This is a genomic window from Variovorax sp. OAS795 (assembly GCF_040546685.1).
In the GTDB taxonomy this organism is placed as follows: Bacteria; Pseudomonadota; Gammaproteobacteria; order Burkholderiales; family Burkholderiaceae_C; genus Variovorax.
Genome location: NZ_JBEPOH010000001.1, coordinates 4,599,472 through 4,613,231 on the forward strand (window position 1 = coordinate 4,599,472; position 13,760 = coordinate 4,613,231).

The following is a 13,760-nucleotide window of genomic DNA, read 5'->3' on the forward strand; positions in this document are numbered from 1 at the left end:
AGTCACGGTATAACCCCGGCGATGAATCGCCAGCTTACGCCGCGCCGCCTTGCATGGGCGGCATCCGTTCTTTCTTCCGCCCTGTGGCTCGCCGGCTGCGGGAGCACGGGCACCGTTCCCGGCCAGTTGAGCGACGCCAGCCCCGGGCGCGGCGCGTCCGGCGCGGTGCCCCGCGCATCGAATGCGGCCACCGCGCGCGAGTACCGCCGCGATGCCGCCCGCCACATCTACGAGGCCAACCGCTCGCGCATCTACGGCGGCCAGATGCCGCCCATGCTCTATGCCGTGGGCACGCTGCAGGTCAACCTCGACGCGGGCGGCAAGGTGCTGTCGCTGCACTGGATGCGCGCGCCCAAGCATGCGCCCGAAGTCATTGCCGAGATCGAGCGCGCCGTGCTGCAGGCCTCGCCCTTCCCGCCCGCCACGCGCCTGGGCGCGGTCACGTGGACCGACACCTGGCTGTGGGACAAGAGCGGCCGTTTCCAGCTCGACACGCTCACCGAAGGGCAGCAGCAAGGCGACTGACCTCAGGAGCCGCGGTACGTGGAATAGCTCCACGGGCTCACCAGCAGCGGCACGTGGTAGTGCTGGTCGGTGTGGGCCACGCCGAAGTCCAGCGAGACCTTGCCGAGGAAATTGGGCTCGGGCAGCTTCACGCCCCGCGCCTTGAAATACCCCGCCACGTCGAACACCAGCCGGTAGGTGCCGGCCTGGAGCGAAGCGTTGTCGTAGAGCGGCCCGTCGCTGCGGCCGTCCGAATTCAGCGTGAACCGTTTCACCAGCGTGGCGGCGTCGCCCTGGGTGGTGTACAGCGCCACCTCCATGCCGGCCGCGGGGCCGCCGTGCATCGTGTCGAGTACGTGGGTGCTCAGGCCCATGGGGCGCTCCTTCGTCGAAAATTGGTGCGGGAAATTCCGGTGGACAAAAGTGTATACAGTTACCGGCTTTGGGTCTATCATGAAAAAAATGGAGTCCTCCACCACACGTTCGATCGTCGACGCGCTGACCAAGGCCATCGTCGAGCACCGGCTGCAGCCCGGCACCAAGCTGGCCGAGCAGAAGCTGGCCGACCATTTCGGTGTCTCGCGCACGCTGGTGCGCCAGGCGCTGTTCCAGCTGTCGCAGAACAAGCTCATCCGCCTCGAGCCCGCGCGCGGCGCCTTTGTGGCAGCGCCCGCGGTCGACGAGGCCCGGCAGGTGTTCAAGGTGCGGCGCATGCTCGAGGCCGAGATGACGCGCGAGTTCGTGCGCACCGTCACGCCCGCGAAGATCAAGGCGCTCAGGGATCACGTGTCGCTCGAAAAATCGGCCGTGTCGGGCGAAGACATCTCGGGCCGCACCGAGCTGCTCGGCGACTTCCACGTGCGCATGGCCGAGCTCATGGGCAACCAGGTGCTGGCGCAGATCCTGGGCGAGCTGATCTCGCGCTGCGCCCTCATCACGCTCATGTACCAGAGCACCAGCGCGGCCGAGCACTCCAACGACGAGCACGCCGACATCGTCAAGGCGCTGGCCGCGCGCGACGAGGAGCGCGCCGTGCGCCTCATGACCGAACACCTGGAGCACGTCGAGGCCAACCTCACGTTCGACCGCAAGGTTCCCACCAACGACATTGCCTTGGCGCTGTCCTGATCCACCCATGACCGTCTACGACACCACCCTGCCCTACCCGCGCGACCTCGTCGGCTATGGCCGCAACCCGCCGCACGCCCAATGGCCCGGCGGCGCGCGCATTGCGGTGCAGTTCGTCCTCAACTACGAAGAGGGCGGCGAGAACGCGACGCTGCACGGCGATGCGGGCTCCGAGCAATTCCTCTCCGAGATGTTCAACCCGGCCAGCTTTCCCGACCGGCACATCAGCATGGAAGGCATCTACGAATACGGCTCGCGCGCCGGCGTGTGGCGCATCCTGCGCGAGTTCGAGAAGCGTGGCCTGCCGCTCACCGTCTTCGGCGTGGGCATGGCGCTGGAACGCTATCCGGAGCTCACCGCGGCCTTCAAGGAACTGGGGCACGAGATCGCCTGCCATGGCTGGCGCTGGATCCACTACCAGAACCTGGACGAAGCCACCGAGCGCGAGCACATGCGCCTGGGCATGGAAGCCATCGAGAAGCTCACGGGCGAACGCGCGCTGGGCTGGTACACAGGCCGCGACAGCCCGCGCACGCGGCGGCTGGTGGCCGACTACGGCGGCTTCGAATACGACAGCGACTACTACGGCGACGACCTGCCGTTCTGGATGAAGGTGCAGAAGACCGACGGCACGGTGGTGCCGCAGCTCATCGTGCCCTACACGCTCGATTGCAACGACATGCGCTTTGCGCTGCCCCAGGGCTATTCGCACGCCGACCCGTTCTTCCAGTACATGAAGGACACCTTCGACGCGCTCTATGCCGAAGGCGATCCGCAGGGCGACAACAGCCCCAAGATGATGAGCATCGGCATGCACTGCCGGCTGCTCGGGCGGCCCGGCCGCATCACGGCGCTGCAGCGCTTTCTCGACCACATCGCCCAGCACGACAGCGTGTGGGTCTGCCGGCGCCTGGACATCGCGCGCCACTGGAAGCAGGCGCACCCGTTCGAAGCGGCCGCCAAAGGAAGCTGACCATGAGCCTCACCCTCGAACAACTCAACGCCGCCACGCCCGACGAAGCCGTCGCGCTGCTCGACGGCATCTACGAGCACTCGCCCTGGATCGCGCGGCGCGCGTTGGCGGCACGGCCATTCCGCTCGCTTGCCCACCTCAAGCATGCGCTGGTGCAGGCGCTGGCCGGGTCGTCGGCCGATGAACAGATCGGCCTGATCCGCGCCCACCCCGAGCTTGCGGGCAAGGCGATGGTCAGCAAGACGCTCACGGCCGAGTCGACCCACGAGCAGAGCAAGGCCGGCCTCACGGACTGCACGCCCGAGGAGTTTGCGAAGATCCAGCAGCTCAATGCCGGCTACAACGCGAAGTTCGGATTTCCGTTCATCCTGGCCGTGCGCGGGCCGCGCGGCACGGGCCTTGCCAAGCGCGAGATCATCGACACCTTCGAGCGCCGGCTGCACCATCACCCCGCGTTCGAACTGGGCGAGGCGCTGCGCAACATCCACCGCATCGCCGAGATCCGCCTGGACGACAAGCTTGCCGCCGACGTCTCGCTCGGCAACGACGTGTGGGACTGGCAGGAGGCGCTCTCCGCGCACACCGATCCCGGCTACGCGGAAAAGGGCCAGCTCACCGTCACCTACCTGACCGACGCGCACCGCGCCTGCGCCGCCCAGATCGCCGGCCTGATGCGCGACTGCGGCTTCGACTCGGTGCACATCGATGCGGTGGGCAACGTGGTCGGCCGCTACGAGGGCAGCACGCCCGGTGCCCGGGCCCTGCTCACCGGCTCGCACTACGACACCGTGCGCAACGGCGGCAAGTACGACGGCCGCCTGGGCATCTTCGTGCCGATGGCCTGCGTGCGCGAGCTCAAGCGCCAAGGGAGGCGCCTGCCCTTCGGCTTCGAGGTGGTGGGCTTTGCCGAGGAAGAAGGCCAGCGCTACAAGGCCACCTTTCTCGGGTCGGGCGCGCTCATCGGCCACTTCGATCCGCGTTGGCTCGACCAGAAGGATGCCGACGGCATCACCATGCGCGAAGCCATGCAGCACGCGGGCCTGGACGAAGCCGAGATCCCGAAGATCCAGCGCGATCCGTCGCGCTACCTGGGCTTTGTCGAGGTCCACATCGAGCAGGGCCCGGTGCTCACCGAACTCGATCTTCCGCTCGGCATCGTCACCTCCATCAATGGCAGCGTGCGCTACGTGGGCGAGGTGATCGGCATGGCGAGCCACGCGGGGACCACGCCCATGGACCGGCGCCGCGATGCCGCCGCCGCGGTCGCCGAGCTCATCCTGTACACCGAGCGCCGTGCCGCCAGGGACGGCGATTCGGTCGGCACCGTGGGCATGCTCGAAGTGCCCAGCGGCTCGATCAACGTGGTGCCGGGCCGCTGCAAGTTCAGCCTCGACCTGCGCGCGCCCAACAACGCGCAGCGCGACGCGCTGGACGCCGACGTGGTCGGCGAACTCAAGGCCATCTGCGAGCGCCGGGGCTTGCGCTTCGAACTCGAGGAAACCATGCGCGCCGCCGCCGCGCCGAGCGCACCCGACTGGCAGAAGCGCTGGGAAAAAGCCGTCGATGCACTGGGCATTCCGCTGTTCCGCATGCCCAGCGGCGCCGGCCACGATGCGATGAAGCTGCATGAAGTGATGCCGCAGGCCATGCTCTTCGTGCGCGGCATCAACTCGGGCATCAGCCACAACCCGCTCGAATCGAGCACCAACGACGACATCCAGCTCGCGGTCGAAGCCTTCCGGCACTTGCTGGACGACCTGGCCGCCGAACAAGCCCACTGAAAAGAAAAGACATGACCGACTACGCCAAGCTCGACGCCTGGATCGACGCGCACTTCGACGAGGAAGTGCAGTTCCTGCAGCAACTGGTGCGCGTTCCCACCGACACGCCGCCCGGCAACAACGCGCCGCATGCGGAGCGCACCGCCGAGCTGCTGGAGGACTTCGGCCTGGACGCCGAGAAGCACGCGGTGCCCGCGCAGGAGGTGAAGGACTACGGCCTCGAATCGATCACCAACCTGATCGTGCGCCGCCAGTACGGCGCGGGCGGCCTCACCGTGGCGCTCAATGCGCACGGCGACGTGGTGCCGCCCGGCGAAGGCTGGACGCACGACCCCTACGGCGGCGAGATCGAAGGCGGCAGCCTCTACGGCCGCGCCGCCGCCGTGAGCAAGAGCGACTTCGCGAGCTTCACCTTCGCGCTGCGCGCGCTCGAGGCAGCGGCCAGGCCCACCCGGGGCAGCGTCGAGCTGCACTTCACCTACGACGAGGAATTCGGCGGCATCCTCGGCCCGGGCTGGCTGCTCAAGCAGGGGCTCACCAAGCCCGACCTCATGATCGCGGCCGGCTTCAGCTACGAGGTGGTCACGGCCCACAACGGCTGCCTGCAGATGGAAGTGACCGTGCACGGCAAGATGGCGCATGCGGCCATCCCCACCACGGGTGTGGATGCCTTGCAAGGCGCCGTGAAGATCCTCAACGCGCTCTATGCGCAGAACACGCTCTACCAGCAGGTGACGTCGCAGGTCGAAGGCATCACGCACCCCTACCTCAACGTGGGACGCATCGAAGGCGGCACCAACACCAACGTGGTTCCGGGCAAGGTGGTGTTCAAGCTCGACCGCCGCATGATCCCCGAAGAGAACCCGGCCGAGGTCGAAGCAACGATCCGCAAGGTGATCGCCGACGCGGCCGCCGAGAGCACCGGCATCACGGTCGAGATCAAGCGCATGCTGCTGGCCAATTCGATGAAGCCGCTGGCCGGCAACAAGCCGCTGGTCGATGCGATCCAGAAGCACGGGCAGGCGGTGTTCGGCGAGCCCATCAAGGCCATGGGCACACCGCTCTACACCGACGTGCGCCTGTACGGCGAAGCCGGCATTCCCGGCGTGATCTACGGCGCCGGCCCGCGCACCGTGCTCGAGTCGCACGCCAAGCGCAGCGACGAGCGCGTGGTGCTCGAAGACCTGCGCCGCGCCACCAAGGTGATTGCGCGCACGCTGAGCGACCTGCTGGGCTGAATCTCCGAGCAGGTGCTGCGCGCCGCGTTGCGTGCGTCCGACGCGGCGCATCAGCAGCCACCTACACCCGCCGGCACGCACCGGCGTGCAGCATGGCGCGCATGAACGAACGCAGTCCCATGCCCTCGTTGCCCGCCGATGCGCATGCGGTCGCGCATCGATTCATCGATGTCGACGGCATGCAGATCTTCTACCGCGAAGCCGGCCCACGCGATGCACCGGTGCTGCTGCTCCCGCACGGCTATCCATGCTCGTCCTTCCAGTACCGCCGGCTCATGCCCGCGCTCGCGGACAGGTGGCGCCTGGTGGCGCCCGACTACCCGGGCTTCGGCCTGAGCGATACACCGTCCGGCGATGTCGGCTTCGACTTCGATGCGTATGCGGGCTTTCTCGAAGCCTTCTGCAACAGGCTGGGGCTCGACAGGTACAGCCTGTACCTGCACGACTACGGTTCGCAGATCGGCCTGCGCCTGGCCATCCGGCACCCTGGGCGGGTGGCCGCGCTCATCATCCAGAACGGCGACATCTACGAGGACACGCTCGGCCCGAAGTACAAGGCGATCCAGGAATTCTGGCGCGACCCGTCGCCGGAGAACCGCGCAGTCCTCGACGAAGCGGTGAGCGAAGACGGCTTTCGCGCCGAGTTCGTCGGCGAGGTGTCACAAGCGCAGGCCGCGCAGATACCGCCGGACCTTTGGAAGCTGCATTGGCCGCTGATGAACACGCCGCCGCGGCGGGAGCTTGCGCGCAAGCTGATGGAAGGCCTGAAGCAGAACCTCGAATGGTTTCCGCGCTACCAGGCCTATTTGCGTGAACACCAGCCGCCCGCGCTCATCGTCTGGGGGCCGAACGACGGATACATGCCCGAGGCTTCCGCGCGCGCCTACCTGCGCGACATTCCGAATGCCGAACTGGTGCTGACGGACGGCGGGCACTGGCTGCTCGAGACACACCTCGATCAGGTGGTGCCGGTCATCCGGCGCTTCCTGTCTTCCGCCCATTCGCGCTGACGGCAATGTCCTGGGTCACACGGAGAAATTTCTCCATGTCGGCGAGCGAGTTGCAATGCAGGGGCGACACGCGCACCGTGCCTTCGAGCCCGAAGGAGTCGAGCATTCGCCGGGAGTAGATGCTGCTTGCCACGCGCTCGTACACCGTCACGCCGCGCTTGCCGTACTCGACCACCGCCTGCGTGCAGTCCAGGTGGTCGAAGCCGATGCCGATGATGAGGTCGCGCTTGGTCAGGTCGGGGTGATCCAGGAAGACCTTCACGCCTTCGATGCTGCGCAACCCCGCGGCATTGGCGGTTCCGTCGAGCAGCGCTGCGAGCAGCGCCCGCTCGTGCAGCTCGATGTGCCCAATGCCGGCTTCGAACAGTGCCCGCCGTTCGGTCGCATCCGAAAAGTGGCGGCCGAGCCAGCACACGTAGTCGACGATTTCGGTGACCACCGCAAATTGCCACGGCGCGGAACTGCCGAGGTCCCAGAAGTCGGGCTTCTTGCCCGCGAGCTTGTGGTGCGGCAGCAGCGCGGCGCGCGCCGACACCCATGACAGCCCCGAGCCCCGGCAGCCGAAGAACTTGTAGGGCGCCATGTTGATGCCGTCGACAGGCGTCTTCTGCAGGTCGATCAATCCATGGGGCGCGTGCTGCACGGCGTCCACCACGATGTAGAGATCGGGCTTGATCTCGCGCGAACGCCGCACGATCTGATCCATGTCGAGCTTGGCGCCCGAGATGTTCGACGCATAGATCACGTTGAGCAGGCAAGTGTCCTTGTCCACCAGCCGCACGATCTCGTCGGCATCGACACCGCCGGTCTGGGGGTTGCTCCGCGCCACCCGCAGCTCGCGGCCGGTCTTGCCGGCATAGAGGCTCATGGCATCGAACGACGAAGGATGCTCCAGCACGGTGGTGACCATGTTCGTGCCCGGCACGTTCTCGGCCACTGCGCGCACCATGTCGAACATCGCGCCCGATGCCGTGAGCGACGCATAGACGCTGCCGCCTTCTGCGTTGAGGATGGTGCGCAGGTCGGCGGCTGCCGTGGCCTGGATCTTCTGCAGCTCGACCGCGGTGGCGTGGATGCGCTCGGCGTTGTCGGGAATCGCATCGACCTGCATGAAGCGCTCGGCCGCCGCCTTCAGGCGGAACGAGCCGCCCGCGTTGTCGAAGTAGAGGCGCTCCCGCCCGTGGTGGTCGTGGTCGACATGGAGAAAGCGATTCTTCACCTCGCGCATCAGCGCATCGGGAAACGCCAACCCGCGGGCATGGTGAGTAGTGGCCGGCATTCTCAGACGCCCTTGTTGTTCGGGTTCTTGTAGGCCTCGCGCACGGCGTCGGACATCGGGAAGTTGAGGTTCACGTTGCGCGGCGGAATGGGCGACATGAACCACTTGGCGTAGAGCTTGTCGATGGCGCCCGACTTCATCATCTCGGTCACGGCCTGGTCGACGATGGCCTTGAACTCGGGATCGTCCTTGCGCATCATGATGCCGTAGGGCTCCTGCCGCAGCACGTCCTTCAGGAGCTTGTAGTCGGAGGCGTTGGGCTGGTTGGCGATGAGGCCAGCCAGCTGCACGTCGTCCAGCACATACGCCACGGCGCGGTCGCTCGCGAGCAGCAAGAAGGCATCGGCCGTGTCCTTGCCCGCGATTTCCTGCACCTCGATGTTCTCGGTCTTGCGGAAGCCGCGCAGCAACTGCATCGAAGTGCTGCCCGCCACCGTGGCGACGGTCTTGCCCTGCAGGTCGGCGATCGAGTTGATGCCCGAGTTCTTCTTGACCGCAGCGGTGATGTTGGTGACGAAGTGGCTCGGCGCAAAGTCGACCTGCTGCTGGCGCTGCACCGTGTTGGTGGTGGTCGCGCAATCGAGATCGACCGTGCCGTTCTGCACCAGCGGAATGCGATTGGTCGAGTTGAGCAGCGTGTAGCGCACCTCAATCTTCTGCAGGCCGAGCCTGGCCTTGATCGCGTCGACCACCTTCAGGCAGATCTCGTTGGTGAAGCCGATGGGCGCGCTCTCCGCGCCGGTCTTGTAGGAGAACGGAATCTGCGTGTCGCGGCTGCCGATCTGCACCGTGCCGCTTTCCTTGATCTTGCGCAGCGTCGGGCTTTCTTGCGCGAAAGACGTACCGCAGAGCAGCGCGATGCTGGCGCCGAGCGCGAGGGACAGTTTGAGGTTCATGGCATGGTCCTTTGGAGATGAGGCAGGAAGTACACGGGCGACGAGGCAACGGGACGAATCTTCGGCGTCGCCTCAAATTTCCAAAAGCGATTTTTTGTGATCGAATAACATGAATAAAACGAATCAATACCCAGCCGCACCGTGATGACCTTCAAGCAGCTCGAAGCCCTGTACTGGATCGCGAGGCTCGGCGGCTTCGCGCAGGCGGCCAACCAGCTTCACACCTCGCAATCGGCCGTGTCCAAGCGGGTGCATGAGCTCGAACTGCTGTTCGATACCCCGCTTTTCGACCGCAGCCAGCGCACCGCGCGGCTGACCGAAAAAGGCGAGGAGATGTACGTGCTCGCGGCACGGCTGCTCGAGCAGCGCGATGCGGCCGTCGAGCAGTTCAGCAAGCCGGGCGTGGTGGAACGGCGGCTGCGCATCGGCGTGACCGAACTCACGGCCATGACCTGGCTGCCCCGGCTGGTCGGGCTGATCCAGCAGCACTATCCCAAGGTCATCCTCGAGCCCGACGTGGACGACAGCCTCCAGTTGCGCGACAAGCTCCTGGCCGACGAGCTCGACCTGGTGATCGTGCCCGACACCTTTGCCGATTCGCGCATGCAGAGCAAGGCCATCGGCCAGGTGAAGAGCGCCTGGATGTGCAAGCCCGGCGTGGTGCCCGCCACCGGCAGCATGCGGCTGCACGAGCTGGCGCGGTACCGCATGCTGGTGCAAGGCAAGAACTCCGGCACCGGCCGCGCCTACGACGCCTGGATGAAGGACCAGGGCGTGCAGCCGTCCGACACCATCGTGGTGAGCAACCTCGTGGCGCTGACCGGGCTCACGGTGTCGGGCCTGGGCGTGAGCTACCTGCCGCGCGAGTGCCTCGAGCCGCTCGTCTCGGCCGGCATGCTGGCCGTCATCGAGGTCGTGCCGCCGCTGCCGGTGGTGCGCTACGTGGCCATGCACAAGGGCGAGCACCGCAGCGCGCTCACCTCGTCCATCGTGATGCTGGCGCAGGAATGCTGCGACTTCACGCGCATGTTCCAGGCCCAGGCGGGCGAAGAGCCGAATGGATGAGCGGGCGCTGGTGCACACTTGGCGCTTGCCCCGCCCGCCCTCTCCACAGCTCCTTTGCACATGAAACCCCGCAAGCAGACATCGTCCACGCCCAACATCCGCGTCGCCCCCAGCGGGGTGCACGGCCTGGGTGCGTTCGCGACGCGCGACCTGCCCGCCGAGGCCTTCCTCGGCCTCTACGAAGGCCGCCGCTACACGCGGGAGGAGATCGCCGCCAGGTCGTGGAACGACCAGCTCACCTACCTGTTCACGCTGTCCAACCACGAGACGATCGACGGCGCCAAGGGCGGCAACGGCACGCGCCACCTCAACCACGCCTGCGACCCCAATTGCGAGGCGGTCGAGGAGTACGACGACGCGGGCGAGCTGATGCTGAAGTTCCAGACCCTGGTGCCGGTGGATGCAGGCGACGAGCTGTTCATCGACTATTCGCTGACCGCGGACGACGGCTCGACGGCCGACAAATACCCCTGCCACTGCGGCTCGCCGAACTGCCGCGGGACCATGCTAGCCCCGGTCGAGGCGGAGTGATCGCCGGCTAGATTCACCACGTCCGCACCGCGAGAGGCGCCATGGCTGCAAGCCATCGGCGCCGTTTTTTCGTCCGCCGCGGCATCAGGGAATCTACGGATATATGAATCGCGGGATGGACTTGATTGCACACGGTTTTTGTATACAAATAACGCACCCGATCCTCCGGCGCGCAAAATGTGCCGGACAGCGGTCCCTCAACCCACCATTCGCACGAGGAAAGACCATGAGCACAGTCGTCAGCCAGGCCCCCACGGGGGCGAGCGAAGCCGGCCATGCGCCGCATGCCGAATCCAACGCGCTGATCAAGCCCGGCTACCACCCCCGGCTGACCAACGAAGACCTGGCGCCGCTGAAGAAGCAGACCTGGGGCCAATACAACATCTTCGCGTTCTGGATGTCCGACGTGCACAGCGTGGGCGGCTACATCACGGCCGGCAGCCTGTTCGCGCTGGGCCTGTCGAGCTGGCAGGTGCTGGTGTCGCTGCTCGTGGGGATCGTGATCGTGCAGTTCTTCTGCAACCTGGTGGCCAAGCCCAGCCAGGTGACGGGCGTGCCCTACCCCGTGGTGTGCCGCGCCCCCTTCGGCGTGCTGGGCGCCAACGTCCCGGCCATCATCCGCGGGCTGATCGCGGTGGCGTGGTACGGCGTGCAGACCTATCTCGCATCGGCCGCCTTCATGGTGCTGGCGCTGCACATGTTCCCCAACCTGGCACCGTATGCCGACGTGGCGCAACACGGCTTCGCGGGCCTTTCGACCCTGGGCTGGGTGGCGTTCATGATCATGTGGGTGCTGCAGGCCTTCGTGTTCTGGCACGGCATGGAAGCGATCCGCAAGTTCATCGACTGGGCCGGCCCGGCCGTGTACGTGGTGATGGCCGTGCTCTGCGGCTGGCTGGTGTGGAAGGCGGGCTGGAGCAAGATCGACCTGAACCTGGGCGGCATCAAGTTCCAGGGCTGGGATGCGCTGCCCGTCATGCTCTCGGCCATTGCGCTGGTGGTGAGCTACTTCAGCGGCCCGATGCTGAACTTCGGCGACTTCTCGCGCTACACGAAGAGCTTCGACGCGGTGAAGAAAGGCAACTTCTGGGGCCTGCCGATCAACTTCGTGTTCTTCTCGCTCCTGACCGTGATCACCACGGCCGCCACGCTGCCGGTGTTCGGCGAGCTCATCACCGATCCGGTGCACACCGTGGGCAAGATCGACAGCACCACCGCCGTGGTGCTGGGCGCGCTGACCTTCATGATCGCGACCATCGGCATCAACATCGTCGCGAACTTCGTCTCCCCGGCCTTCGACTTCTCGAACGTGGCGCCGCAGCACATCAGCTGGCGCACGGGCGGCATGATCGCCGCCGTGGGCTCGGTGTTTCTCACGCCCTGGAACCTCTACAACAGCCCCGAAGTGATCCACTACACGCTCGACGTGCTGGGCTCGTTCATCGGCCCGCTGTTCGGCATCCTGATTGCCGACTACTACATCGTGCGGAAGCAATACATCGACGTGGACGCGCTCTACTCGATGAGCACCCAGGGCAAATACTGGTACAGCGGCGGCTACAACCCGAAGGCGATCCAGGCGCTGGTTCCCTCCGCGCTGGTGCCGATCCTCTGCGTGATGGTGCCGGCGCTGCGCGGTGGCGCGAACTATGCATGGTTCATCGGCATGGGGCTGGGCTTCGTCCTCTATGTCCTGCTGAACCGCAGCAACAAGACCTGAAACACCGAAAGAGAAGGACCGCGCCGTGCGCATCAAGATCATCAATCCCAACACCACCTGGAGCATGACCGAGAAGATCGGCGCCTGCGCCCGCGCGGTGGCGCACGCCGGCACCGAGATCGTCGCGGCCAGTCCCGCCATGGGGCCGCTCTCCATCGAGAGCCACTACGACGAGGCGCTGGCCGTGCCCGGCCTGCTGCAGGAGATTGCGGCGGGCGAGCGCCAGGGCGTCGACGGCTACGTGATCGCCTGCTTCGGCGACCCGGGCCTGAAGGCGGCCCGCGAGCTGGCCCGCGGACCGGTGGTGGGCATCGCTGAAGCCGCGATGCACCTGGCCAGCATGGTGGGGAGCCGCTTCAGCGTGGTGACGACGCTGGGCCGCACGATGGGCCAGGCCTGGCACCTGGCCGAGATCTACGGCATGGAGCGCTTCTGCGCCAACGTGCGCGCCTGCGAGCTGCCGGTCCTCGAACTCGAGGAGCCCGGTTCCAATGCTCGCGAACGCATCGTGGGCGAATGCCGGCGTGCGCTCGACGAAGACGGCTCCGACTGCATCGTGCTCGGCTGTGCGGGCATGACCGACCTGTGCGAACACATCGGCGGGCTGCTCGGCGTGCCGGTGATCGACGGCGTGGCCGCGGCCACCAAGCTCGTCGAATCGCTCGTCGCCCTGAAGCTGCGGACCAGCAAGCACGGTGAACTGGCCCACCCGCTGCCCAAGCGGATGACGGGCGCGCTCGAAAGCTTCACGCTGCCAGCGGCATAGAAAGAATCAGGGGAGAACGATGCGGGCGCGCCGGCCACGCTGCTGAGCCACAATCCCGGCATGCCCCGCGCCAGCTCCAAATCTCCCGCCTCCCCTGCCACCGCCGCCCCGGCCGACAACGGGCCCGCTGCCACCACCGACAAGGGCAGCTCGATCGAGGGCATTGCGCAGGACATCGCCACCGCCATCGTCGAGAAGCGCCTGCCGCCCGGCACCTGGCTGCGCGAGGAAGCGCTGGGGCGGGTCTATTCGGTGAGCCGCACCAAGATCCGTGCGGCCCTGCTGATGCTGTCGAAGGACAAGCTCATCGAGATGATCCCCGACAAGGGCGCGTTCGTCTGCCAGCCCACGGTGCAGGAGGCGCGCGAGGTGTTCGCGGTGCGCCGCATCCTCGAGAGCGAAGTGGTGCGCCTCTTCATTGCCCATGCACGCCCGCGCGACTACCAGGTGCTGGAGCAGCACATCCGCTTCGAGCGCACCGCGCTGCGCCAGACCACCACCACGGGCACGGTGCGCGAGAAGGTGCTGGGCGATTTCCACGTGGCGCTGGCCGAGGCCACGGGCAACAAGACGCTGGCCGAGCTTGTGCGCGAACTGGTGGCGCGCAGCTCGCTCATCGCCATGCTCTATCACTCGTCGAACGACCCGCACTGTTCGTCGGACGAGCACTCGGAGTTCCTGCGCATCTGCCGCAAGGGCGACGCGGAAGGCGCCGTGGCCTGCATGACCGAACACCTTGAGCGCATCGAGGCCAGCCTGGCGCTGGGCACCGAAAAGCCGGACCGGCAGCTCGACCTGGTCAAGGCCCTGCTCGCCTGACAGCGCCGCCGCACCGGTGCGGGTTTTCCTGCATCCATATTGCGGCATAA

14 protein-coding genes are annotated in these 13,760 nt (G+C 66.5%); 11 read left to right on the forward strand and 3 right to left on the reverse strand.

Going from position 1 to position 13,760, the window contains the following annotated elements; translation table 11 throughout:
- Positions 1 to 21: 21 nt before the first annotated feature.
- Positions 22 to 525, forward strand: a complete 504-nt coding sequence (locus ABID97_RS22195) for a hypothetical protein (RefSeq protein ID WP_354400793.1) — start codon at positions 22 to 24, stop codon at positions 523 to 525.
- 2 nt (positions 526 to 527) lie between these two features.
- Here ABID97_RS22195 and uraH read toward each other — a convergent pair whose 3' ends face one another.
- Positions 528 to 878: a hydroxyisourate hydrolase gene (gene uraH, locus ABID97_RS22200; RefSeq protein ID WP_354400795.1), complete on the reverse strand. Its 351-nt coding sequence runs from the start codon at positions 876 to 878 to the stop codon at positions 528 to 530.
- A 79-nt stretch (positions 879 to 957) separates the two neighbouring features.
- Here uraH and ABID97_RS22205 point away from each other — a divergent pair, with 79 nt between their 5' ends.
- The 5 genes from ABID97_RS22205 to ABID97_RS22225 all read left to right on the forward strand — a co-directional run bounded on the left by ABID97_RS22205 (position 958) and on the right by ABID97_RS22225 (position 6,634).
- On the forward strand, positions 958 to 1,632 hold the full coding sequence (locus tag ABID97_RS22205) for a GntR family transcriptional regulator (RefSeq protein WP_354400797.1): 675 nt from the start codon (positions 958 to 960) through the stop codon (positions 1,630 to 1,632).
- Positions 1,633 to 1,639: 7 nt separating this feature from the next.
- Positions 1,640 to 2,605: an allantoinase PuuE gene (gene puuE / locus ABID97_RS22210; protein ID WP_354400799.1), complete on the forward strand. Its 966-nt coding sequence runs from the start codon at positions 1,640 to 1,642 to the stop codon at positions 2,603 to 2,605.
- A gap of 2 nt (positions 2,606 to 2,607) precedes the next feature.
- Entirely contained in the window at positions 2,608 to 4,386 is a 1,779-nt protein-coding gene (gene uraD / locus ABID97_RS22215) for a 2-oxo-4-hydroxy-4-carboxy-5-ureidoimidazoline decarboxylase (protein WP_354400800.1), read from the forward strand.
- Positions 4,387 to 4,397: 11 nt separating this feature from the next.
- Positions 4,398 to 5,624 (forward strand): M20 family metallopeptidase, encoded by a 1,227-nt coding sequence (locus ABID97_RS22220; protein ID WP_354400802.1) that lies wholly within the window; start codon positions 4,398 to 4,400, stop codon positions 5,622 to 5,624.
- Positions 5,625 to 5,725: 101 nt separating this feature from the next.
- On the forward strand, positions 5,726 to 6,634 hold the full coding sequence (locus ABID97_RS22225) for an alpha/beta fold hydrolase (protein WP_354400803.1): 909 nt from the start codon (positions 5,726 to 5,728) through the stop codon (positions 6,632 to 6,634).
- Here the strand turns inward: ABID97_RS22225 and ABID97_RS22230 are convergent.
- Positions 6,597 to 7,913, reverse strand: a complete 1,317-nt coding sequence (locus ABID97_RS22230) for an aminotransferase class V-fold PLP-dependent enzyme (RefSeq protein WP_354400805.1) — start codon at positions 7,911 to 7,913, stop codon at positions 6,597 to 6,599. The two genes, ABID97_RS22225 and ABID97_RS22230, sit on opposite strands and share 38 nt — an antisense overlap.
- Positions 7,914 to 7,915: 2 nt before the next feature.
- Entirely contained in the window at positions 7,916 to 8,809 is an 894-nt protein-coding gene (locus ABID97_RS22235; RefSeq protein WP_354400807.1) for an amino acid ABC transporter substrate-binding protein, read from the reverse strand.
- Between the two features lie 144 nt (positions 8,810 to 8,953).
- On the opposite strand from ABID97_RS22235, the gene ABID97_RS22240 reads away from it, so the two are divergent.
- The 5 genes from ABID97_RS22240 (at position 8,954) to ABID97_RS22260 (ending at position 13,710) form a co-directional block, all read left to right on the forward strand.
- Positions 8,954 to 9,874 carry a LysR family transcriptional regulator gene (locus ABID97_RS22240; protein WP_354401839.1) on the forward strand — a complete coding sequence of 307 codons (921 nt, stop codon included), beginning with the start codon at positions 8,954 to 8,956 and terminating at the stop codon, positions 9,872 to 9,874.
- Positions 9,875 to 9,934: 60 nt separating this feature from the next.
- Entirely contained in the window at positions 9,935 to 10,405 is a 471-nt protein-coding gene (locus ABID97_RS22245; protein ID WP_354400809.1) for an SET domain-containing protein, read from the forward strand.
- A 226-nt stretch (positions 10,406 to 10,631) separates the two neighbouring features.
- A complete protein-coding gene (locus ABID97_RS22250) occupies positions 10,632 to 12,125 on the forward strand; it encodes an NCS1 family nucleobase:cation symporter-1 (protein WP_354400811.1) in 1,494 nt (497 codons plus the stop codon).
- 25 nt (positions 12,126 to 12,150) lie between these two features.
- Complete coding sequence (locus ABID97_RS22255; RefSeq protein WP_354400813.1) at positions 12,151 to 12,891, forward strand: aspartate/glutamate racemase family protein; 741 nt, start codon at positions 12,151 to 12,153, stop codon at positions 12,889 to 12,891.
- 60 nt (positions 12,892 to 12,951) lie between these two features.
- Positions 12,952 to 13,710, forward strand: a complete 759-nt coding sequence (locus ABID97_RS22260) for a GntR family transcriptional regulator (protein WP_354400815.1) — start codon at positions 12,952 to 12,954, stop codon at positions 13,708 to 13,710.
- Positions 13,711 to 13,760 lie beyond the last annotated feature (50 nt).

Bases quoted from the DNA above. Each gene is read 5' to 3' on its own strand.
- ABID97_RS22245 (WP_354400809.1), top strand. From the start codon at position 9,935: ATGAAACCCCGCAAGCAGACATCGTCCACGCCCAACATCCGCGTCGCC.
- ABID97_RS22205 (WP_354400797.1), top strand. From the start codon at position 958: ATGAAAAAAATGGAGTCCTCCACCACACGTTCGATCGTCGACGCGCTG.
- puuE (WP_354400799.1), top strand. From the start codon at position 1,640: ATGACCGTCTACGACACCACCCTGCCCTACCCGCGCGACCTCGTCGGC.
- ABID97_RS22235 (WP_354400807.1), bottom strand. From the start codon at position 8,809: ATGAACCTCAAACTGTCCCTCGCGCTCGGCGCCAGCATCGCGCTGCTC.
- ABID97_RS22250 (WP_354400811.1), top strand. From the start codon at position 10,632: ATGAGCACAGTCGTCAGCCAGGCCCCCACGGGGGCGAGCGAAGCCGGC.
- uraD (WP_354400800.1), top strand. From the start codon at position 2,608: ATGAGCCTCACCCTCGAACAACTCAACGCCGCCACGCCCGACGAAGCC.
- ABID97_RS22230 (WP_354400805.1), bottom strand. From the start codon at position 7,913: ATGCCGGCCACTACTCACCATGCCCGCGGGTTGGCGTTTCCCGATGCG.
- ABID97_RS22225 (WP_354400803.1), top strand. From the start codon at position 5,726: ATGAACGAACGCAGTCCCATGCCCTCGTTGCCCGCCGATGCGCATGCG.
- uraH (WP_354400795.1), bottom strand. From the start codon at position 878: ATGGGCCTGAGCACCCACGTACTCGACACGATGCACGGCGGCCCCGCG.
- ABID97_RS22240 (WP_354401839.1), top strand. From the start codon at position 8,954: ATGACCTTCAAGCAGCTCGAAGCCCTGTACTGGATCGCGAGGCTCGGC.
- ABID97_RS22220 (WP_354400802.1), top strand. From the start codon at position 4,398: ATGACCGACTACGCCAAGCTCGACGCCTGGATCGACGCGCACTTCGAC.
- ABID97_RS22260 (WP_354400815.1), top strand. From the start codon at position 12,952: ATGCCCCGCGCCAGCTCCAAATCTCCCGCCTCCCCTGCCACCGCCGCC.
- ABID97_RS22195 (WP_354400793.1), top strand. From the start codon at position 22: ATGAATCGCCAGCTTACGCCGCGCCGCCTTGCATGGGCGGCATCCGTT.